Raw genomic sequence first — 21,151 nt, 5'->3', positions numbered from 1 at the left:
CCTAGCGCCCGCAGGACCTGCGCCGCCCGGTGCACCGGCACCGACCCCTCCTGCGCCGCATCCGCCAGGGGCGCGTGCACGCGTTGCTGGGCTGCGCGGGCGACCATCGCGATCTCGACCGCGGTCCGCGACGCCAGCCCCGGGCATACCAACCGCACCCAGTCCACCTCGGAGAACCCCGCGTCCTGGTGCAACCCCCGGGCGATACCCTCCCTCGCCACCGCCACCAACAACGCGTGCGCCCGGGCGGCCACCCCATCGAGGGCGCCCAGCACGTCACCCAGCTCGCGCTCCTGCAACAACGCCGGCGACGCCAACGCCGCCACCGACCGCTCCACCCCAGCGGCCACCTGCGCCACGACCGCGACCGCACCACCCCCGGCACCACCGCCAGGGGCCTCGGCACCCCACCCACCCTTCATACGAACAAATGTACGAGAGCGGTCCGACAGACCTGACTCCTTCGTACCCGACGACCTCAGTCAGCCCGTGGTGACGTCGTCCGCCGATTCCACCGTCCCGGCGTCGGTCGGCACCGCGACGACGCGCGGCGCAGGGCACTCACCACCCTCGAGGACCAGCACCTCGACCTCCTCGGCCGAGGAGGACAGGGCCACGACCGGGACTCCCCCCTCTCTCGCCGCCTCTGCGCACCCCTCGCCCAACCTGTCCTCCCACACCGGGTCGTCGTCGGACAGGAGGAGCAGCGCCGAGACCGGTCTGGGCGGAACTGCTTCTTGAGGATCGGCAGCGCGATCCGGAGGGTGCGCCGCCCAGGAGAAGGCGCCGAGAGACACCGCTGAGATGAACGTCAGCAGGAGCACCCCGGTGAGCACACCCTTGGCTCGCTGTGCGATGCGCAGATGGCGGTCGAGGTGGGAGACACGACGGGCACCCTCGCGGAGGCGCCCGTAGCTCTCCGACCATTCCTCGACCCGGGCGGCGGCCTGCTGGACGGCTACCGACTCCCCCGTAGCAGGGGGCTTGGCCTCGGCTGCCGCCAGGCGGGCCGACGACAGCTCTCCCCTGGCCGCGTAGAACGACCGGCTCGCCTTGTCCATCGCGGTGAGCAAGTCGCCCAGACCCCCGGTACCTCGGTGGTAGGAGGAGTCGCGCCGCACAGCGTCGAGCACGGCCGACGGAGAACGTGTCTCGACGATCTCGTGCAGCCTGTCCAGGTCGCTGCCCTTCTCCGGCATGTGCGCCCAGGCCAGCAGGCCGACCGCAAGAACAACGCAGGTCAGCACCAGAGTGAACGAGGCTGCAGCCAGGAGAAGGCGACCCTGGTCCTCGGGCCAGCGCAGGGCGCCCACGCTGGAGAGCTGAACACCTGCCACCAGGACGGCGGCAATCGCGCCGAGGGCACCGATGAGCCACTTGACCGCCGTGAGGTACTGCTCGTCCTCACGCTGGAAGGGGTTGGCCGGCGGACCGGCAAGTGCTGTCGCTTCCTTGCCTGCGGTGGCCTTGGCGCTCTGCTGGCTCACACCCGTGGCGTCTGAGGAGGAGTCGGTCCGCCAGACCTTCCATGCCGCACCGAAGGCGGCACGCAGCCGCTCACGCCGGTTCATCGCCCTGCGGCAGGTGGATGTCCAACCGGGACACACGATCCTCAGCGGCCGCCCTCACCTCTCCGCTTGAGAGAGCCCCCGGCTCGAGCTGGACCGTGAGGTCGATGCCGGCAGGCTGCTCCTCGATCCACGCCCGCAAGCCGGCTGACGTGACATCGTCAGTGATCGCCACGTAGCGAATCGGCCAGTCGTCCGGGTCGCTCAGCATCCTGATCGGCATACGCCTCTCCTTCTCCTCGCCGAGCATCCCGCTGTCGACCTCGAGCCGTCAAGGTCTGCCTGGCCCGGGAGCGTTCGGGGATATGACGTCGCTCCGCGGAACCTCAGTCGGCCCGCGGCAGCGTCCGCAGCGTGGCGGCCGCGGCGAAGGCGAGGTGCTCCCGCATCAGCGCGGCTGCCCGCGGGCCGTCGCACTCGATGATCGCCCGGGTCACCGCCCGGAGCTCGCGGACCGCCGTCGCGCCGCGACCGGACTCGGACAGGCTGGAGACGCAGAGGACCCGCACCCGCGCCTGGACCACGCCCAGCTCCTCGCGCAGCACGGAGCTTCCCGCACCGGCGAAGAGAGCCTCGTAGAACGCATCACGAACCCGCATCACCTCGGAGGCGGCGAGCCCGTCCTCGACCGCGGCGTCGAGCGCGTCGAGCGCCTCCTGCAGCCGCTGGACGTCGGCGACCCCGGCGCGCTCGACGAACGTCTCGACGAGCAGCCCCTCGATCGCGGCGCGCAGCCGGTAGAGGTCCCTCGCCTCGTCGCTGTCGATGGCCCGCACCACGGCCCCGCGCCGCGGCTGGATCTGGACGAGCCCCTCGGCAGCCAGCTGGCGGAGCGTCTCGCGCACGGTCGCCCGGGACACCTCGAAGCGGTCGATCAGCTCGCGCTCGATGAGGCGCTTCCCCGGCGCCAGCTGGTGGTCGAGGATCTGCCGGCTCAGCTCCTGGTGGACCCGCTCCGACCGGGACGTCGGCGCAGCCTCGGTCGTGACCTCCCGGTATGTCGTCGCTGCAGTCATGCGGCCGATCCTAGCGCCCTATCCCCGGCGACGCGGTCGCAGAACGGACAAGAACGGCATACCTCGCATCTATTGTCCGACAAGACGACGAGTGCTAGCGTCCGAAGACCGACGATCGGGTCGGTCACCGCGCTGGGTGCACATCAAAGGAGATCTCGCCCATGACGTACATCAACGGCTCCCACCACGTCACGCTCTCGGTCGCCGGCGCCCAGGAGGACGTCGACTTCCACACCAGGATCCTCGGCCTGCGCTTCATCAAGAAGACCGTGCTCTACGACGGCTCCAAGCCCGTCTACCACCTCTACTACTCCAACGCGAACGGCGACCGGTCCTCGGTGATCACGACGTTCCCGTGGGCGCAGGCCAACCTCTACGGCAGCCGCGGCACCAACCAGGCCCGCGAGGTGCTGCTCGCGGTGCCCCACGGCTCGCTCGACTGGTGGGCGAAGCGGCTCGCCGACCACGAGGTGGACAGCACCTCGGTCGAGGTCTTCGGCGCCCGTCGGCTCGCCTTCGCGCACCCGTCCGGCATCGAGTACCAGCTCGTCGAGAGCGACGACGACCCCCGCGTCGGCCACCAGGCCCACGGGGTGACCCGCGAGCACGCGGTCCACGGCATCCATGGCATCGGCATCCACGTCTACGACCAGGACCGCTCGGTCGACTTCGGCCAGGAGGCGTTCTTCCTCGCCGGCGACGTCGAGGAGGAGGGTGACCTGGCCCGGTTCCGGGTCGGCGACGCCAAGCACGGCAACTGGGTCGAGCTGCGCGGCAACCGCACCGACGACCAGGGCACGTGGCGGTTCGGCGCGGGCACCTACCACCACTTCGCCTGGAACCTCGGCAACCTGGAGAACCAGGAGCAGGTCAAGTTCGACATCGAGGGCGCCGGCTACACCGACATCTCCGAGCTGAAGGACCGCACCTATTTCAAGTCCCACTACGTCCGGATGCCCGGTGGCGCCCTCTTCGAGCTGGCCGTCACCCACGACGAGGGCGGCTGGGACTGCGACGAGTCTCCCGAGGAGCTCGGCCAGGCGTTCATGCTGCCGCCCCAGTTCGAGTCCGAGCGCAGCCACATCATGGGCCAGCTCGAACCGATCGAGGTGTGACCAGCTCCGCGGCCCCGGCACCACCGCGATCCGGCGAGAACCCGCACCTCGACGCGGGTGCGGAGTGCTGGGGCGAGGAGGACGCGCCGGTCGCGGTGCTCGCGGTGCACGGACGCACCCAGTCCCCCGCCGACATGCGCGCCCTCGCCGATCGCCTGGATGTCGAGGGTCTGCGCTGGCTGGCTCCGGCCGCGGCCGGGCAGAGCTGGTACCCGTACGGCTTCATGGAGGAGCGACCCGACGACGACCCGTGGCTCGCCTGGTCGCTCGAGGCGGTCGACGAGCACGTGGGTCGCCTCGACGCCGCGGGGTGGCCGCCGGAGCGGATGGTGCTGCTCGGGTTCTCGCAGGGGGCCTGCCTGCTCGCTCACTGGGCGCTCCTGCACCCCGCCCGGTATGCCGGTCTCGTCGTCCTCACCGGTGGTTACGTCGGGACCGAGCGCGAGGAGGTGTCGTTCGCGGGCGACTTTGACGGGACGCCGGCCCTGCTGGCCGGGTGCGAGGCCGACCCCTGGGTCCCCCGCACCCGGATGGCACAGACCGAGGACCTGTTGCGAGGTATGGGCGCCCACCTCACCTCGATCGTCGAGCCGGGTGCCGAGCACGAGGTCAGCGCGACGGCGACCGAGCTCACCGCCCGGTTGCTGCGGCATACCGTGAGCGCCACCGCACAGCGATGACCGCGCCACCGGTGCGGGACGAGGGAGAGGATCGTATGAAGATCAGGTTCGACCACACCACGCTGGGGCAGCGCGTGCTCTTCGGCACCGGGGCGGCCGCGGCGAACATCGCCACGGCCCTGCGTGACCTGGGGGTCTCCCGGCCGCTGCTCGTGGGAGGTGGTCACGCAGCCGAGGTCGTGGACCAGGTCTCCGAGGAGTTCGGCGTCGTGGGGCACATCGATCGGGTCGTCCAGCACGTGCCGGCGGAGCGGGCCCGCGAGGCGGTCGCGCTGGCCCGGGACGTGGGTGCGGACTCGGGGGTCGCGATCGGCGGCGGCTCGGCCACGGGGCTCGCCAAGATCGTCGCCCGAGACACCGGGCTGCCGGTCGTCGCGGTGCCCACCACCTTCTCCGGGTCGGAGGCGACCGACATCTGGGGGATGACCGAGGACGAGCGCAAGACCACCGGGACCGACCTCCGGGTGCTGCCAAGGGTCGTGGTCTACGACGCGACGCTGACCCAGGGCCTGCCGGCCGACCTCGCGGTCCACTCCGGCCTGAACGCCCTGGCCCATGCGGTGGACAGCCTGTGGGCCCCTCGGGCCGACCCCATCAACCGGGCCATGGCCGGTGAGGGGGTGCGGGCGCTGGTCCCGGGGCTGCGCGGCCTCCGGGCTGACACGGCGGATGTGCGCGCTCATGAGCGGGTGCTCTACGGCACCTACCTCTCGGGGGTGGCCCTGGCCTCGGCGGGGGCCGGGATGCACCACAAGATCTGCCACGTCCTGGGCGGGACGTTCAACCTGCCCCACGCCCCGACCCACGCCGTGGTGCTGCCCTACGTCGCGGCCTACAACGCCGAGGCGGACCCGGACTCCGAGGCCCGCATCGCGGAAGCTCTCGGGACCCCGAACGGTGCCGCCGGGTTGTGGGACCTCGCCCGCGCGGTGGGTGCGCCCGCCTCGCTAAGTAGGATCGGCTTCACCGAGGACGACGTCGATCTTGCGGCAGAGCTGGCGACCGCGGCGATCCCGGACTCGAACCCTCGGCGGGTAAGCCAGAAGAGCGTGGCGTCACTCCTTCGGTCTGCGATACGGGGGGAAGACGTTCGGCGTTGACCCACGGCCCCGACACGAGAACATAACGCGGCACGCGGGTGAGCTGCCTGGTCATTTGCGGCGGTGTGACGCGCCTTGACGCGATCTTGGGTGGCGCAGCTACGCGCCTGGGGCCCGTCCATGCCGCTGGCTCGTGGTGCCGTCGAGGAGAGCGCGGGCCGCCCGGACGCATTCGGCGTTGTTCTTCGCCCGGCGGTTGTCCGCCAGATCCGGGGTGTCCTCCAAGCCGGTCCGGATGCCGTGGCCGAGCCTGACCGCCCGCTCGTTCACCGCCCAGGAGGCCACGCCGTCACCGTGATGAACCTGGGGAAGCGTGATGCCAGCTGAGGAGACGACGGTCTCGATGGCCGCCGCGTGGGCCACTGCCGCTTCCGGGTCCGCGTCGAGAGGTTCGACCATGACCCTGACGCACCAACGAGCAGTGCCTGAGGCGACGAACGCCTCCGCGTCCGCCAGCGACAGTAACCCCGCCTCGATACCGACTCCGCGACGGGCGAGGAGTTCACACACGTCCACGATGCCGGGCTCGCCCTGGTTGGCGGTCACCAGGTCCGGTAGTTCCGTCCATGCCTCGATCGCTCGGTACCTGATAGCGGGGTCGGACTCGACGTCTGCGGATGTCGTCATAGAGATCGGGGTCCCCGGCGAGGCCAACCGGATAGCACGCAGCACTCTGGCGACGTGCTGGGCGGCAAGTGTCTGACGGTCGTGGTCGTCGAATGCATGGACGTGGACCGAGTCCGCGCCAGCGGCGACCGAGGCGACCGTGTCCGCAGCAAGCTCGTCCGGTGTGTGCGGTACGGCTGGGTGAATCCTGTCACCGTTCAACGCGGCCTGGAGGAACCGTGGGTCATAGGTCATGCCTTCCACGTTGCCACTTCTTGCTGACAAAGGCGGCGGAATGACGCTTGGCGCGAACGACCGACCGGCGGCAGATCCGAGTTTCTCTTGGTGTCGAACGGCCTGCCCGGAGCAGACCCTTTCGCCGTCGACTACTGTGACAGCGGCGCGCGCCGGACGCGCACAAGCTGACTCATCGGGGAGACGTCGACGCATGGACAGCACTATTCAGACCCGTAAATCGAAGTGGGTGTGGATCGGACTACTCGTGCCCCCGTTGGTGCTCGTCGGCACCTACTCCGACTCGGTGCTCGCACCAGTCGGGTGGATTGCTGCGCTGATCGTGCTGTGCTTGTGGGCCTTCCTGCTCGTTAGGGACAGTGGTCGACGCCCTTCGCCCATGTAGTCACAGCGCTACCGTACCCACGGCCCGCCTCCAAATCGCGGCAGTTCAGGACGTCGGGCCCACACGTCTCTGGTCCCTGGCTCCTGGCGCAGGTACCTTGGGCCGCGCACTATGGGAGGAGGTGGGCATATGGCCAAGGATCTGACTGAGGGCAGCGCTTCAAAGAGGGTGGTCCTACTTCTGGTGGGAGGGTTGGTGCTCATGCTCGTGGGCGTCCCAGTACTTGTGGCCACCGTTGAGCGTCCGCTGATTCTCTACATCCTCGGCACGCTTCTACTGATCACCATTGCATCCGGAATTACGCTGCTCGTTCGCGTTCAAAGAGAGCTGCGGCATAAGCGCGCGGAAACATGAGCCGCTGGTGAGTGACGTTATGCAGGCTTGGCCCCCCGTCGTCCTGCTGGCGGGCTGTGGCTCAAATCGCTAAGGGTCCACGGCAGTCCATCTGAACAGAGCGCGCGATGCGACCGCACCAGGACGGACTACCAGCGGCAGATCCGCGCGTTCGCAGCAGCGGGGTCCTGTAACTCACAAAGTCGTCAACGACCGAGCGCGTCTGCGTCTTCCAGCTCTCCCAGCGGCGGACGAGACCGTAGGTTGGGTTAGCAGCAGCCGACATGACGAAAGGTGAGGGAGGCGTGTACGGGAGACTTGAGACTGAGTGGCACGAACTCGTGCAGGAGGCTGTCGACTTTTTATCAGCCCAAGCGGGTCTAGCCCGAATGACGACCTACACCGGGTTGTATACAGTTCTTGCCCAGCGGACTGGTCAGCCACCGTTCGATTTCTCGCAAGACTCCGGGCGTGCCGCAGTGGGTGCCCTTTTGGGCTCCGTCGTCGACCGCACGCTCTCTGATAGCGGCGCTATGCTGTCCTCGATCGTCATCTACCTCAACGCCAATGACGCAGGACCAGGGTTCTACAAGCTAGCTGCCCAGTTGGGCCTACTCGAACCTCGAGCATCCACGGTTCAGAATGAAGCATTCTGGACCAGCCAGGTCAAACAGGTGCACGCACACTACGCACCAAGCGATTTTGACCACAGGTCCACGTGACATGACGAACGCCGTAGGTAGGTGACGTGAACGTCCGGCTGCCTCGTCCAGCTCTTGGACGAGGAAGCAAAACTCACCCGCAGTAGTCACACCGCCCAGTAGCCGGCAGCACCGTCGAACAGTTTGGACAGACCGGTTGCATGATGGGCTGCTGTGCAGCCTTGCGTGCTCGCCGTCGCGTCTCCGCCTTCGTGAGCGCCGGTCGCCCCCCGTCTTCCGGCAGGTCTACGGCGTACTCGCGGTAGCACAGCAAGCGATGTTCGGCGGCGTAATACTCAATATCTTCGCCAGGGCTGTCGACGACTGACCTCGGTGCCCGGGCGTAACCAGGGCCGATGGTCCCATCTTGGTGAACGCAAAGCGAAGTAAGCGGTGGCTCGCCCTTCGCCTTGGCTCGTACGGCCACTTCTTCGAGCAACTTCCCAATCCAGTTGGTGAGGAGCACACGTGTGCGGATGCCAGACTTCTCTTGAACAAGTTCGCTCAACTCCATATAGGTGATGACTGCGTGGTACCGCTTAGCAGTGGAGATGAGTTCTTGGTGGGCTATCGGGACCCAGGACGCAAGCGCATCCTTGAAGGGAACGCGTGATCCTTCGGTCACTCGATACGTACCCGGAAGGTCCCCGTTGCGGTTGACGCTCGTCATACCGGAGACCCTAGCGGTGTCAAGGTGTGAACCCCCACCAGCCACGGCGGGCGGGTTGGTCGTTGGCGCATGACATCGCGCGTTCAGAGGCGCGTGAAGGTCACGGTCGGGTCGCCGGCTGAATGCGGCTACTAGGAGACTTCCCTTCATGATCGGGTCGGGCCAGACTCGGTTTAGGTGCCCGGCGGGACGCTCTCAATTGCGGCTGCCCAGCCCGTGTGGTTGTGGCTCTCTTCTGGACTGTGCCTCGTCGGGTACCGCTGACGAGGCGTGGCTCAAGAGGGGATTGCCCTGCTCGTAGTAGCACTGCCCACCTCGCCGTTCCCGTTTTCGGTTCGAGGCGCCTGTTGGAGGCGAGGAGCATGGCAGAGGTCATCATCGGGGTCGACCCCCACAAGCTGTCCGCGACGATCGAGATCGTGGACCGTCAGGAGCGGCTGGTCGCGACCGGCCGGTTCAACACCGACCAGCGCGGGTACACCGCGATGCGGTCCTACGCGCGGACCTTCCCGCACCGGCTGTGGGCGGTCGAGGGCGCCAACGGGACCGGGCGCCCGCTGGCTCAGCGGCTGGTCGAGGACGGCGAACGGGTCGTCGACGTCCCGGCGAAGCTGGCCGCCAGGGTGCGGTTGTTCGACACCGGCCACAACCGCAAGACCGATGCCCTGGACGCGCACTCCATCGCTGTCGTGGCCGTCCGGACCCGAGGGTTGCGGGTGGTGCACCGTGATGGGGAGCTCGAGGCGTTGCGGATGCTGTCCGACCGCCGCGATGAGCTGTCCCGGCTGCGGGTGCAGACGGTCAATCGGCTGCAGCGCCTGCTGGGCGAGCTGATCCCGGGCAAGAGGAAGCGGGACCTGTCGGCGACCCAGGCCAAGAGGATGCTGGCCAGCGTCCGCCCTCGCGACGTCGCCGGGCGGACCCGACGGCGCATGGCGGTCGAGGAGCTGACTGACCTGGTCGCCGTCGACGCCAAGCTCAAGGCACTGAACGCTGAGCTGAAGGCCGCCGTCCTGGCGCGCGGGTCGCACCTGATGGACATCCACGGCATCGGCCCTGCCGGCGCGGCACGGATCCTGGCCGATGTCGGCGACGTCGCCCGGTTCCCCACCCGGGCGCGGTTCGCGTCCTGGACCGGGACCGCACCGCTGGACGCCTCTTCTGGGCAGCAGGTACGCCACCGCCTGTCCCGGGCGGGGAACAGGCGGATGAACCACGTGCTGCACATCGCCGCGACCGTGCAGCTGCGCAACGCCACCGAGGGCCGGGCCTACTTCGACCGCAAGGTCGCCGACGGCAAGACATCGATGAAGGCGCTGCGCGCGCTCAAACGGCGCCTGTCCGACGTGGTGTACCGCCAGCTCCTCGCCGACGCCATGTCGCTTCAGACCCCAGACGTCGAGGCGGGTCCGGGAGGGCACCGCGGGGCGACTGAGGTATCCAGCGCGACCGACCTTCCCCCGCACATCGGCACTTCGGATCAGCCACTTCCCGGACCCGCACACCCGACGCTACCCCCGCCCGGCCACCGCGACCAGCCCCATCCGGTCCCGGCAGCGGCCACACCGCGTCGCCGTGCCGGAGCCGTCAAGGTGCAGCGCCCCACCGGACGAACGACCTTGACGGCGACCAGCGGCGGCGCACCCTAGAAAGCGACGGCACCGGGGCCCCTTGACACAGAGGGGAACCAGAGTCGTGCGGTTAGGATGCAGGCGTCCCGCGGAATGGTGACCAGAGGGCGGTCGAGCGTCTGATCAGTTCTTCTTCAGCCGTGTGCGGTTTTGTCCCACTTGGGAACGTCCGTCCATCGGGCGTCCATCGCCTCGTTGACCTTGTCGCTGTCTACGCCGTCGACCTCCACGCTGCTGCCTGGCGGAGCAATCGCTGAGACCGCATTCGCCATGTCTGCATGCTCAGCCGTCCCGAGTTTGGGCGCCAGATGAAGGACTACTCTCGGAAGCTTCGACATGTGACGCAGCCTAGTCCCGCAGCCAGAATCACAGGACGCGAACTAGCCGGTCCGAGACGTGTCGCGGCCTAGCCTGCCCGCCGATGATGGGAGAGTGAGGCGAAGCTGAGTTGTGACCGAGAGTGATGGGGAAGGACACATGGGCGAAGTACCCCGGAAGTCGTGGACCCAGATCCTGGCCGCTCTGGACAGCCACGAGCGCCCGATCTTGTTCCAGTGGGCGACCCAGCGGTCCTTCGCGTTGGGCGAGGATGTTCGAGCTCAGCTCGGTGCGGCGATTGATCGTGAGATCCCCACCGACGCGTTCGTGGCGATGGACTACACCTTGGACTGGCTTTACGCGGCGACTGTCATCTGCCAGGGCGCGGACCCACTCAGTACTCTCCAGCAGTGGCCGGTCAATCAGTTGCTCTTGCGCGCCTCCATCGAAGACATCGATCTTCTCATTGCTTGGGAAGATCGGCACCAGCATCGGCACACGGTGCTTGTCGAGGCTAAGGCATTCACGGGCTGGACCAACAAACAGATGCAAGGCAAGATCGATCGGCTCGCCGCAATCTTCGGCGGTGACCTGGCGAGCGCTTTCGACGTGCACTTTGTGATGGCGGGACCGAAGGCGTCTAAGGGACTGAAGACCCAGCACTGGCCGGCTTGGACGGGTAGCGAAGACCGGCGTCACTTCTTATCCATCCCCGACCCGGGAGCTCGTTATGCCGTCCAGCGGTGCACGGAGACAGGTAAGCCGACAAGCAAGGGTCCAACCCACTGGCGAATCCTCAAGCGGACTTGGGCCACGGGCACTCAGGCGCCAATCAAGGGAATCGCCACGACCGCTGATGACGTGACCTAGTTGCCCTGCATCCTGCCGGGAACTGCCCCTGCGGGGTGAACTGATGTAAAGCAACGGTCAACTCCCAGGGCCGGGTCCAGAGAGCGTCCGCCGGTTCATGCACGGCACCGTGTCTCCAAATGAACGCCTCCACGAGCATCAACGGGAAGGCTTGAGGGTCAATTCGTGATTGCGTCTCCCGTAGGTGCGTTGCTCCTGGAACAGACCGGAGCTAGGCAGATGTCAGGATCGGGTCCATGACGACGCTCGATAGTTCCTGGCAGCAAACTCCGGAGCATTGGGCGCCGGTGCCGGTCGACGCGCTCAGGAGGGCGATCGCGCAAGCCGGCGAAGCGCTCGACGTAGTCGGGGAAGATCCGGTGGGACGGCGCCTCGCGAGTTACTACGACCGCGCGGACAACTTTGCTGGCGCGACGTTCGCCGACTTACCACCTCTCGAGCCTTTGGACATCACTGCGACGGACCTGCACGCCGTGAGTCTGCTGAGCGTGAACGTGGGGCCAGGTGCTACCCGGCGCTTCCTTGAGCCCGGACCCGCGCGGTCCGCACTTCTGACGAAGCTGCGTAGCGTCCCCGACGTCGAACTCCGCGCGGCGGGCTCGGATGACTTCGTAGCCATGGCGGCGTTCTACGACGCAGTCAAGATGCACCTCGGCGAGCCGACCGCCTCCTCAAGCGACCGATGGGTGACCGCCTCGAAGTCGTGCGCGCCCAAGCGCCCTTACCTATTCCCAGTCCGCGACTCGGTGGTGCGCGGCTTCCTCGGCCTCACTCAGTACAGCAACTATCAGGTCGACTGGCAGGTGTTTCGAGCGATGCTCAGTGAGAGCACAATCGTGCGGGCCTATGACGCCGCAGTAGCGGCCGCGTAAGAGGTGGCGGGTGACCGCCGTCTTGCAGTCGACCGGGACCGGCTCCGCATACTCGACGCGGCTCTATGGACCTACGCACGGAAGACTGGACAGCATCGCCATGCTGGCTTGCTCCTTGGGCTGTGACGCGCTCTTCAAGCGCGGGTACGATACCGTCACAAGCGACGGGCTGATCTAGCCGTTCGAACATCACATGACCACTTGCATGGCCAGAGTGGTCGAAGACCTCGTAGGTGCGCCGCGCACACGCCTGAGACGGCGACGGAATTTGCGGCCCATCACGAGTCCTTCCGCTGGGTGAGGGAGACCCAGTAATGACCATCTCAGACTGGCGCAGGCGGCAACACAGATGACTAGGCGGTAGCGGCGGATAACACCTCCCCACCGCGGCACCGTATGAGCGCGTAGAGGGTACGAGGCACTTAGCGAAGGCGAAGACGGTGCCCAGGACTGGGGTACGCTGAAGATCCAGTGGCGAGCCTTAGCCTGCGGTTGACCCTTGGAGGTTGCAGTGAGTCAGTCTGTGCCTATAGAAGACAGCAAGTCTTGTCCCTACTGTGCCGAGATCATACGGGCGGCAGCTATTAAGTGCCCACATTGCCAGAGGGTTCTAATCCTCTACGGCCGGCCTTCCCTGGATAGAAAAGCGCGCCCCACAGTCGCCGTGCCCGAAGAGTTGCGGCACTTTGAGCCGGCGACCTTGTGGCTTTACGGTCAACTTGATACACCTAAAAGCAATGAGACCCTGGGGGAGTTGTCTGGTCTGGATCAAGAGGTATTGATGGACCATCTGGCAAAGCTCATCCTGGCCGGCGTCGTGAGCACCACGGTCAATATCGGGTCCTCTGGCATTGATTTTTATAGGACCAGAAAGTACAGCACTGCTCAGATGGAGGCGATTCGGAGTACTGCCCTTAGGGCGGCGCTTCCGCGTCGTGACCGTGGCGGAACCTACGCCCCGCGGCACCCAGCAGCCGGGCCAGGTGACAGCGGCTTAACACCAGCGCCGACTCAACGCGTGCCGACGGGTACACCCGTGCCCCTCAAAAAGTGGCGCGGCCTGTCGCATATGACACGCCAGTCTTCTGTCGATTCACGATGCAATTCTTGCCACGCTGTGTACGTCGTGGAGGGGGCTGCGGCCAATGCCGTTGCGGATCAGCAGGGCTTCGGGAGCAGGATGATGCGATGGGGAACACGCACGGAGCAGTTGGGGGCGACGTTCACCATTGGTGCGTCAGGCCGGCGCATCGCTGCCGGGAACGAATCCGAGCGGCTCAATGCCGGCCTCGCGGCTGCGCACTCACTCGTATCGTGCCCGCGCTGTTCCAGTACCGATGTGCTGCTTTACAAGCAGTGAATAGTCAAAGTTCGTGCACTCACGACCGCCACTATCGGGCCTCGGTTGACGAGGTAGCCATCGGCCAAAACATGCTCTTTGGTTGGCGGGTTCGACCACATTGAGGACGTAGTCAAGCGACCGACTTTCGGCGGTACAGCGATGTATCGACCGTGCGGTTCCGGGTTCTTGCGCTGGACTCTTTGGTCATCGCGACGGACCAGAGAGGTGGCGGGTAGTAGCAGTGTTATGGAGTCGTTGACGGTCTGCCTGGCGTTGGCTGGCTCGGAGCCTGTCGCTGGCGGCGTCCGCGGCGTCGGCGGCGGGCGCGGCGTCGGCGGCGGGCGCGGCGGGCGCGTAAGCGACTGGTGATGGTACTGCCACCTGGCGGATGAGACGGCTTTGGTGCCTGGCTGCCCGGGGTTCCTTGGTCGGCGGACCCGTCGGGCTCGTCTCGGTGGACGGGATGTCGTGGGCGGCGCGACAGACGGCGAGGTCACCGATGAGATCGCCGTCGACGTCCGGGGGCAGTAACCAAGGGACGAGACCCGGGCAACGCGCCGAAACGCCCAAGAGCGCAACGACCTGGCGCCGAAGCCATTCTGAGGTCACTGCGAGATCGACCGAAGTCCGACGTAGCCCCGTGGCCTGTCGGTCCCTTGCCTTAAGGTGAGGACGTTGCCTTTTCGTTCGCCGCTGGGCAGCCGATGGAGACACGGTACCAACGCGAGGAGCAGGACCCCCATGACCCGGATCTTCGATAACATCGACGCCGATCTCGGTCCCCACCTCATCGACACCTACAGTGCTTTTGAGCGGATGGACGCCGCCGTCGGCTATTTCAACCTGCGCGGCTGGGCCACGTTCGCTGACGCTGTCGAAGCTAAGCCAGTGGGGGACGGGGCGGTCATGCGAGTCCTGGTTGGTATGACTCTCGCCGACCCTGATGGCCAGGTGCTCCGTGCCCTCCAGAGCGACCTCGAAGGCTCCGAAGAAGACGATGGCATCGACGGCGACGTCGCCCGTGCCCGGCGACAGGCGGCGCTGGTCAAGTTCCGCACACAACTCATGCGGGGCATCCCGAACACCCACGACCAGAAGAGCCTTCAGCGGCTGCGTCAGCACCTGGTTGACGGCCGCGTGCGCATCAAGTTGTTCACCCGCCGCCCGCTGCACGGCAAGACCTACCTGTGCCACCGCCAGGACGCGAACCTGCCTATCGTCGGCTTCGTCGGCTCCTCAAACCTCACCATGTCCGGCCTGCGGCACAACTACGAGTTGAACGTCGACGTGCTCGACTTCGACGCCGCGAGAAAGTTGGACTCCTGGTTCGTCGACCGCTGGGACGACAAGTTCTCCATCGACATCACCGAAGACCTCATCAGGTTGATCGAGGAGTCGTGGGCCGGTGAGAACCTGCTCACTCCGCACGAGGTATTCCTTAAGGTCTGCTGGCACCTCTCCCGCGACGTCCGGGAGGGCCTCATCGAGTACAGCCTCCCGCCGTCAATGCGAGAGAAGCTGCTCGAATACCAGGTCAACGCCGTCCAGACCCTTGCGCGGCGCATCTACCACCGTGGCGGCACCATGCTCGGTGACGTGGTCGGCCTCGGCAAAACCCTGACCGCCGTCGCCACGTCGTTGATGCTGCGCGAAGAATACGGCTACTCCACGCTCGTTCTCTGCCCGAAAAACCTCGTCAAGATGTGGCAGGAGCACCTCGACGCCTACGACGTGCCAGGTCGAGTCGTCTCCTATACCCAGGCTCACCGGGACCTGCCCGAAATGCGCGCCTACCAGTTCGTCATACTTGACGAGTCTCACACGATGCGCTCGGACAAGCGCCGCGACTACATCCACATCAAGGACTACATCGAGAACGCTGGCAGCAAGGTCCTTCTGCTGACCGCAACTCCATACAACATCCGCTTCAGCGACGTCGCGAACCAGTTGGGCCTCTACATCGACGATGACGACGACCTCGGCCTCCAGCCGCTGTCGGCCATGCAGAAGAACCCGCGCCTCGCGGAGCAGGTCGACTATAAGACCAGCACCCTGCTCGCGTTCCGGAAGTCCGAGGAAGCCGACGACTGGAAGCGGCTCATGTCCGAGCACCTCGTACGCCGAACCCGGTCGTTCGTGCGGAACAACTACGGGAAGACCGACCCCGAGAACGGTCGTGACTACCTGCTCTACCCCGATGGCAGCAGGTTCTACTTCCCCGAGCGGACCCCCAGACCCATCGATCACTCCTTTGGCGACGATGACCCGGCTGCCGTCATGTCCTCCGACGAGACTCTGAACACCATCGACGGGCTCCTCCTACCTCGCAACAACCTCGCCGCCTACCTCGACGCCAAGGCGCAGAAGCGCGCCGAGGAATTCGAATTGGTTGAGCGGCTGCAGCGCGCGAGCGGCCACCTCATCGGCTTCATACGCACTGGCCTCTATAAGCGCCTGTCGTCCTGTGGCCACTCCTACGTCCTGTCCCTGCAGCGCCACCTGGCACGCAACAACATGTGGCTACACGCCATCGAGGGCGACCTCCCGCTCCCGGTCGGCACCGTCCTCGACGCCATGTTCAACAGCGCCCAGGAAGACGAGAACGAAGGCGACGAGGACGATGCAGTCATCGGCAACGGCAAGGCCGACTACGAGGCCCTCACGCGGCGCAATCCCAACAACGTCACGTGGGTCCGGCCCAGCCTATTCAAGAAGAGCCTCGCCGCCGACATCCAGCGCGACTCCGACGACATCCGTGGCCTCCTGAAGTCCTACGGCGAGTGGAGCACCGACGTGGACTCCAAGATGGGTGCGCTTGTCGAGCTCGTGACCAAGACCCACCCGAACGAGAAGGTGCTCGTCTTTACCGAGTACAAGGACACTGCCGACTACGTGGCCAAGGCCCTGAGGGACAGCGGCGTCGACAAGGTCGCCCTGGTCACTGGTGGCACAGACGACCCCACCGGCGTCGTCCGCACCTTCGCACCGGTGTCCAACCGCAAGCCCAACGATCCCGAGCAACTCCCGCCCGGCGAGGAGACACAGCACCGCATCCTCATCGCCACCGACGTGCTCTCCGAGGGCCAGAACCTCCAGGACTCCCACATCGTCGTCAACTACGACCTGCCGTGGGCGATCATCCGGCTGATCCAGCGCGCGGGTCGTGTGGATCGCGTGGGCCAGAAGGCTGAGGAGATCCTCATCTACTCGTTCTTCCATGAGTCGGTCGAAAGCGTCATCAATCTGCGCCGGCGCATCAAGGACAGGCTCGCGGCCAACGCCGAAGTTTTCGGCTCCGACGAAGTGTTCTTCGGCACCGAGGACGAAACCAAGGCTATCGAGGACCTCTACGAGGGCCGACTCGACGACACCGAGGTCGACGTGGAGGTCGACGCCTCCAGCCTCGCCTACGAGGTCTGGTCGCGTGCCGAGGAGGAGACCCCCGACCTCGCCCGGAAGGTCACCGAATTGCCTGACATGGTGCAGGCCACCCGCGCTTCCACGGCGGCCGACGACATCTCCGGTGTCGCGTGTTACGTCCGCACTGAGAACGACAACGACGGCTTCGGCTTCGCCGCCGAGAACGGCGACCTCCGCCTGCTGACAGGACACGAGGCACTCCGCGTGTTTCGCTCGGACATGGACACGCCCGGCCTGCCCATGCGGGGCGACCACTTCGACCTGACCGCCGCCCTCGCACGGGGACCCCTTGCGAAGCCCGCGACCATCGAGGGCCGCCTCCGGGGAGTCCGCAAGCGTGTCTGGCAGCGCCTCAACGGCAACTTCGTCAGCCTCAACCCCGACGTCGGGGACGCCCTCGACGCCCTGTTCCGTCGCCCGCTGACTCGCGACGCCGAGCGACGCCTCAAGTCTGCGCTCGCGACCCGCGCGAACGACGACGACCTCGCCGACCTCGCCGCGCTCATGCACCGCGACAACCGACTGGTCATCCCCGACGCCACCGGGAGCGACCCCATCCGCATCGTTTGCACCATGGGAGTGATCCAGTGACCACCCGGCTTGACTACGTCAACCGTGGGGATATTTCCGCCTTGTTCCGCGAGGAACTGGGTTGGAACCGGCCCGACATCACTGTCCCCATGCGGATCGAGGTAGACGGCACCACCTACGAGGCCCGTCAGGTCGCCGGGTACAAAGGCGTTCGGGTGTGGCAGGTCCCCACTGTCCCGGACAACCGCACCCAGCGCCTGATCGACGCCGAACTTCGCAGGCACTCCGACGAGCGCCTCATCGTCTTCACCGACCACCACATCCAGGAGTGGCGCTGGCCCCAGGTCGGCAACACCCAGGGGTCCGGCCAGCCGCGCCTGGTCACCCACACCCACGTGATCAGCTCTGGCAACGAGGCCCTCGACCAGCGTCTCGCCATGATCGAGATCGGGCTGTCGGAGTCCCCGACGGTCCCTGAACTCCTGCGCCGCATGCGCTCAGCGTTCGACGCCGACAAGGTCACTAACGAGTTCTACAAGAAGTTCCTCAAACAGCACGACGCCCTCGTTAAGGCCATCCACGGGCTCGACGTCGAAGGCGACCGCAAGTGGTACTCCGCGCTCCTGATGAACCGACTCATGTTCATCTACTTCATGCAGCGCAAAGGCTTCATGAACAACGACCGCGACTATCTGCGCACTTGCCTCAACGCCCTCCGCAAGAAGAGCAGCAGCGGCACGTTCTACGAGTTCTACCGCGACTTTCTGCTGCCGATGTTCCACCACGGCCTCGGCGCACGCGGACTCCCGGTGGCCGACCCCGTCATCAAGGACCTCATCGGCGACATCCCCTACATCAACGGCGGCATCTTCGCCGTCCACGAACTCGAAGCCGCCAACAGTGACATCAGCATCCCGGACGAAATCTTCGAGTCGATCTTCGACCTGTTCGATTCCTACCAGTGGCACCTCGACGAACGGCCCACTGCCAAGCAGAACGAGATCAACCCGGACGTTCTCGGCTACATCTTCGAGCAGTTCATCAACCAGAAGGAGCAGGGGGCGTACTACACCAAGGACGACGTCACGCACTTCATGACCGCGTCCACGCTCCTGCCTGTCTTCCTTGAGCGGCTTCAAGCCAAGACCGGCATCAACCCGTGGGACTACGTCGCCTCCGAGCCCGCCGCATTCCTATGGGACAGCCTGATGCACGGGCTTGACGAGCCATTCCCCGCGCAGATTGAAGAGCAGCGCGGAACGTTCCCGCGCCCGGCATGGAACGAGCGGGCACCGGAAACGCACGGCCTTCCTGGCGAGACGTGGTGGGAGGTGGATCAGCGCCGCGCCAACTACGCGCGACTGCTCACCCTGGCCAAGTCCGGTGCCATCAACGATGTCGACAATGCGGTCAGCGCCAACATCGATCTGGAGAGCCTCGCCACGGCCGTCATCGACGGAATGGACAGCCCGGCGAACGTGGTCGCAGCTTGGCGCATCCTCACTGACCTCAAGATCGTTGACCCCACCTGCGGCTCGGGCGCGTTCCTGTTCGCCGCCCTCAAAATTCTCCAGTGCCTCTACGACGCAGTCCTCGACGTGGCACGGGCACATGCAGTTACCTCATCCGACCCCGACCTGCACGCGCTGCTCGCCGAGGTGGACGACCACGCCAACCAGCATTACTTCATCCTCAAGCACGCCACGCTCAACAACATCTACGGCGTCGACCTCATGAAGGAAGCCACCGAGATCGCGCGCCTTCGGCTCTTCCTGAAGTTGGTCTCTGCGATCGACGACCGAGACGACATGGAACCGCTCCCGGACCTCGACTTCAACATCAAGGCAGGCAATGTCCTCGTCGGCGCACATAGCGTCGACGAGATTCGTGACACCACCGACCTGTTCGGCGAGCAGACCATCGAGGTGGTGCTGGAGAAGGCCAACCTCGTCAGTGCTGCCTACCGTGAGTTCCGCGATGTGCAGGAATCAAGTGAGCCGACCGAAGTGAAGGCCGCCAGGGACGCGCTCTCGGGTCGTCTCACCGAGGTGCGCACGATCGTCAACGAGCACTACCACTCCGTGCACGGCCTGCGCGGCTCCGTCGTCGACTGGGTCGACACCCACTCGCCATTCCACTGGTTCATCGAGTATCCCGAGGTGTTCGCCGACGGTGGATTCGACGTGCTGATTGGCAACCCGCCCTACGTCGGCACCCGCAAGGTCAAGGGCTACAAGTTCAGCGGGTTCGAAACTGACGGCACGCCTGACATCTACGCCCCCTGCGCAGAGCGGGCGGGACAGATCACCCGGCGTGACGGCCGGATGACCATGATCATCCCCATCTCCGCTCAGTTCGGGAGCGAGTTCGCCGACCTGCGCAAGTACCTCGAGAAGCGGTTCGCTCACCTGTGGGTCAGCACGTTCTCCCGCAACCCGGCTGCGCTGTTCTCGGCTGGGCTCGGCGTTCGCTCCACGATCGTCGTCGGTGCGGGCGACGGCGCCACGGGCAACAAGCTCCACGTCACCAAGACCCACCGCTGGTTCGATGACTTCCGCCCTGCGCTGTTCGAGACGCTGACCTACGTCGATGCCGGGAACGTCCGTCCGCACGCCGGATGGGCACGGCTGCCGGAGGATGGGCTGGCCGACCTGTTCGCCCGCCTGACCCCGAAGTCCCGGCTCTCCCAGATCGTCACCCGGCACGGGACCGGCAAGGTCGGGTTTAAGTCGATCGTCCTCTACTGGATCTCGGTCTTCGACGCAGACCCGCCCTCCTATGAACTGGACTACACCCCGACGCCTCAGACCGGATCGTCCTGGTTGAAGATCACCAACGCCATGGACGCAAAGACGGCCCTCGCCATCCTCGCGTCGAAGTTGGCGTTCGTCTGGTGGTGGGCCACCAGCGATGACTTCCACGCCACCAACGAGGGCCTCGCATCAACCCCGGTCGACATCAGCGCCCTCTCCAGCGGCGCCAAGGCGCGGCTCGAAGCCCTCGGTGACCGACTCATCGCTGATTTCCCCAATCACGTCCAGTTCACCAAGTACGCCGGCAAATGGATGGGCAACTACGTTCACTCTGAGATGCGGGACATCACTGACGAGGTTGACGCCACCCTCGCCGAGGAGCTCGGCTACACCGACTTGCTGCCCGTCTTGGAGCACGCGTACTACTGCGCGTACAAGCCGACCGGCGACCGGCCCGGCACCCTCCGCTACGACCCCGCGAAGGCAGGGGTCAACCCCAACGCCATCCCCACCGTTCAGGACCTTGTATGACGGACGCTGCGGCAGTGTGAGCACGCTCGGGCCTCAACGCCGACTAGGTCCGCGACACGCGTCGCCTCATTGGCGATATGTCGGAAGGCGCGTCGGTCGTCGTCCGCCTGCTCCTCAGCGAAGACAAGTCGGCCGGCGAAGTCCTTCCGCCCGCTCCGTTGGCGGAGACGCCGCTGGCCCGCTGCAGGTTCCGCCGTATGCCCGGACCCAATGACGGGGTTGGCCGCGCGGCTGTCGACTCTTCCACCGCGAGCGCCTGCCGTACGCGGGCACGAGCGACACCTGTTGCACCTGCTAGCCAAGGCTCTCTTGGTGCACGCCCGTCAACCGCTCCTCGAGCGGCGACGCCTACAAGCCGACGGGCGAGCGTCCGCGGATCTGGGCTACTCGACGGTTGGCCCCACGGGTTCGGGGGGTCTTCCCAGTTGCGGTGGGGGTAGGGGCGTGACGCGCC

At 66.1% G+C, this 21,151-nt stretch carries 15 protein-coding genes and 1 pseudogene; 9 read left to right on the top strand and 7 right to left on the bottom strand.

Features of this window, described 5'->3' with window-relative positions; all coding sequences use genetic code 11:
* The 4 genes and pseudogenes from EUS26_RS15880 to EUS26_RS15865 all read right to left on the bottom strand — a co-directional run.
* Nucleotides 1-422 (bottom strand): annotated as a pseudogene (locus tag EUS26_RS15880) (HNH endonuclease signature motif containing protein); the annotation flags it as partial.
* Nucleotides 423-482: 60 nt separating this feature from the next.
* The gene (locus EUS26_RS15875; RefSeq protein ID WP_130014805.1) at nt 483-1,487 is read right to left on the bottom strand and encodes a hypothetical protein; all 1,005 of its coding nucleotides are present in this window, start codon (nt 1,485-1,487) and stop codon (nt 483-485) included.
* A gap of 70 nt (nt 1,488-1,557) precedes the next feature.
* Nucleotides 1,558-1,791 carry a hypothetical protein gene (locus EUS26_RS15870; protein ID WP_130014804.1) on the bottom strand — a complete coding sequence of 78 codons (234 nt, stop codon included), beginning with the start codon at nt 1,789-1,791 and terminating at the stop codon, nt 1,558-1,560.
* Nucleotides 1,792-1,894: 103 nt separating this feature from the next.
* Nucleotides 1,895-2,584 carry a GntR family transcriptional regulator gene (locus EUS26_RS15865; protein WP_130014803.1) on the bottom strand — a complete coding sequence of 230 codons (690 nt, stop codon included), beginning with the start codon at nt 2,582-2,584 and terminating at the stop codon, nt 1,895-1,897.
* 161 nt (nt 2,585-2,745) lie between these two features.
* On the opposite strand from EUS26_RS15865, the gene EUS26_RS15860 reads away from it, so the two are divergent.
* Genes EUS26_RS15860 through EUS26_RS15850 form a run of 3 tightly spaced genes read left to right on the top strand, consistent with a single transcriptional unit; the run spans nt 2,746 to nt 5,479 of the window.
* Nucleotides 2,746-3,699 (top strand): VOC family protein, encoded by a 954-nt coding sequence (locus EUS26_RS15860; RefSeq protein WP_130014802.1) that lies wholly within the window; start codon nt 2,746-2,748, stop codon nt 3,697-3,699.
* Nucleotides 3,696-4,379, top strand: a complete 684-nt coding sequence (locus EUS26_RS15855) for an alpha/beta hydrolase (RefSeq protein WP_130014801.1) — start codon at nt 3,696-3,698, stop codon at nt 4,377-4,379. Before EUS26_RS15860 ends, EUS26_RS15855 begins: the two co-directional genes overlap by 4 nt.
* Before the next feature lie 35 nt (nt 4,380-4,414).
* Complete coding sequence (locus EUS26_RS15850) at nt 4,415-5,479, top strand: maleylacetate reductase (RefSeq protein WP_130014800.1); 1,065 nt, start codon at nt 4,415-4,417, stop codon at nt 5,477-5,479.
* Between the two features lie 99 nt (nt 5,480-5,578).
* On the opposite strand, the gene EUS26_RS15845 is transcribed toward EUS26_RS15850, so the two are convergent.
* Nucleotides 5,579-6,340, bottom strand: a complete 762-nt coding sequence (locus tag EUS26_RS15845) for a 3-keto-5-aminohexanoate cleavage protein (protein ID WP_130014808.1) — start codon at nt 6,338-6,340, stop codon at nt 5,579-5,581.
* Nucleotides 6,341-6,854: 514 nt separating this feature from the next.
* Between EUS26_RS15845 and EUS26_RS15840 the strand changes: the two genes are divergently transcribed.
* A complete protein-coding gene (locus tag EUS26_RS15840) occupies nt 6,855-7,079 on the top strand; it encodes a hypothetical protein (RefSeq protein WP_130014799.1) in 225 nt (74 codons plus the stop codon).
* Nucleotides 7,080-7,853: 774 nt separating this feature from the next.
* Here the strand turns inward: EUS26_RS15840 and EUS26_RS15830 are convergent.
* Nucleotides 7,854-8,429: a hypothetical protein gene (locus EUS26_RS15830; RefSeq protein ID WP_130014797.1), complete on the bottom strand. Its 576-nt coding sequence runs from the start codon at nt 8,427-8,429 to the stop codon at nt 7,854-7,856.
* Between the two features lie 362 nt (nt 8,430-8,791).
* Here EUS26_RS15830 and EUS26_RS15825 point away from each other — a divergent pair, with 362 nt between their 5' ends.
* Nucleotides 8,792-10,078: an IS110 family RNA-guided transposase gene (locus EUS26_RS15825; RefSeq protein ID WP_130014796.1), complete on the top strand. Its 1,287-nt coding sequence runs from the start codon at nt 8,792-8,794 to the stop codon at nt 10,076-10,078.
* Between the two features lie 116 nt (nt 10,079-10,194).
* Here the strand turns inward: EUS26_RS15825 and EUS26_RS15820 are convergent, their stop codons facing one another.
* On the bottom strand, nt 10,195-10,398 hold the full coding sequence (locus EUS26_RS15820) for a hypothetical protein (protein WP_130014795.1): 204 nt from the start codon (nt 10,396-10,398) through the stop codon (nt 10,195-10,197).
* Nucleotides 10,399-10,537: 139 nt separating this feature from the next.
* Between EUS26_RS15820 and EUS26_RS15815 the strand changes: the two genes are divergently transcribed.
* The 4 genes from EUS26_RS15815 (at nt 10,538) to EUS26_RS15800 (ending at nt 20,697) form a co-directional block, all read left to right on the top strand.
* A complete protein-coding gene (locus EUS26_RS15815; protein ID WP_130014794.1) occupies nt 10,538-11,248 on the top strand; it encodes a hypothetical protein in 711 nt (236 codons plus the stop codon).
* A gap of 236 nt (nt 11,249-11,484) precedes the next feature.
* Entirely contained in the window at nt 11,485-12,120 is a 636-nt protein-coding gene (locus EUS26_RS15810; protein WP_130014793.1) for a DUF6308 family protein, read from the top strand.
* Nucleotides 12,121-14,203: 2,083 nt separating this feature from the next.
* On the top strand, nt 14,204-17,473 hold the full coding sequence (locus tag EUS26_RS15805) for a helicase-related protein (protein ID WP_130014792.1): 3,270 nt from the start codon (nt 14,204-14,206) through the stop codon (nt 17,471-17,473).
* Entirely contained in the window at nt 17,470-20,697 is a 3,228-nt protein-coding gene (locus EUS26_RS15800) for an Eco57I restriction-modification methylase domain-containing protein (RefSeq protein ID WP_130014791.1), read from the top strand. The genes EUS26_RS15805 and EUS26_RS15800 overlap by 4 nt, the downstream gene beginning before the upstream one ends.
* Nucleotides 20,698-21,151: the final 454 nt, after the last annotated feature.

Origin of the sequence: Serinicoccus sediminis (assembly GCF_004153545.1) — a bacterium.
GTDB lineage: Bacteria > Actinomycetota > Actinomycetes > Actinomycetales > Dermatophilaceae > Ornithinicoccus > Ornithinicoccus sediminis_A.
This window is presented reverse-complemented; position numbering and strand designations above follow the sequence as displayed.

What these genes read in the sequence shown, in the direction of transcription:
- EUS26_RS15870 (WP_130014804.1), bottom strand. Translation starts at nt 1,791, where the DNA reads ATGCCGATCAGGATGCTGAGCGACCCGGACGACTGGCCGATTCGCTAC.
- EUS26_RS15865 (WP_130014803.1), bottom strand. Translation starts at nt 2,584, where the DNA reads ATGACTGCAGCGACGACATACCGGGAGGTCACGACCGAGGCTGCGCCG.
- EUS26_RS15860 (WP_130014802.1), top strand. Translation starts at nt 2,746, where the DNA reads ATGACGTACATCAACGGCTCCCACCACGTCACGCTCTCGGTCGCCGGC.
- EUS26_RS15850 (WP_130014800.1), top strand. Translation starts at nt 4,415, where the DNA reads ATGAAGATCAGGTTCGACCACACCACGCTGGGGCAGCGCGTGCTCTTC.
- EUS26_RS15845 (WP_130014808.1), bottom strand. Translation starts at nt 6,340, where the DNA reads ATGACCTATGACCCACGGTTCCTCCAGGCCGCGTTGAACGGTGACAGG.
- EUS26_RS15840 (WP_130014799.1), top strand. Translation starts at nt 6,855, where the DNA reads ATGGCCAAGGATCTGACTGAGGGCAGCGCTTCAAAGAGGGTGGTCCTA.
- EUS26_RS15830 (WP_130014797.1), bottom strand. Translation starts at nt 8,429, where the DNA reads ATGACGAGCGTCAACCGCAACGGGGACCTTCCGGGTACGTATCGAGTG.
- EUS26_RS15825 (WP_130014796.1), top strand. Translation starts at nt 8,792, where the DNA reads ATGGCAGAGGTCATCATCGGGGTCGACCCCCACAAGCTGTCCGCGACG.
- EUS26_RS15820 (WP_130014795.1), bottom strand. Translation starts at nt 10,398, where the DNA reads ATGTCGAAGCTTCCGAGAGTAGTCCTTCATCTGGCGCCCAAACTCGGG.
- EUS26_RS15815 (WP_130014794.1), top strand. Translation starts at nt 10,538, where the DNA reads ATGGGCGAAGTACCCCGGAAGTCGTGGACCCAGATCCTGGCCGCTCTG.
- EUS26_RS15810 (WP_130014793.1), top strand. Translation starts at nt 11,485, where the DNA reads ATGACGACGCTCGATAGTTCCTGGCAGCAAACTCCGGAGCATTGGGCG.
- EUS26_RS15805 (WP_130014792.1), top strand. Translation starts at nt 14,204, where the DNA reads ATGACCCGGATCTTCGATAACATCGACGCCGATCTCGGTCCCCACCTC.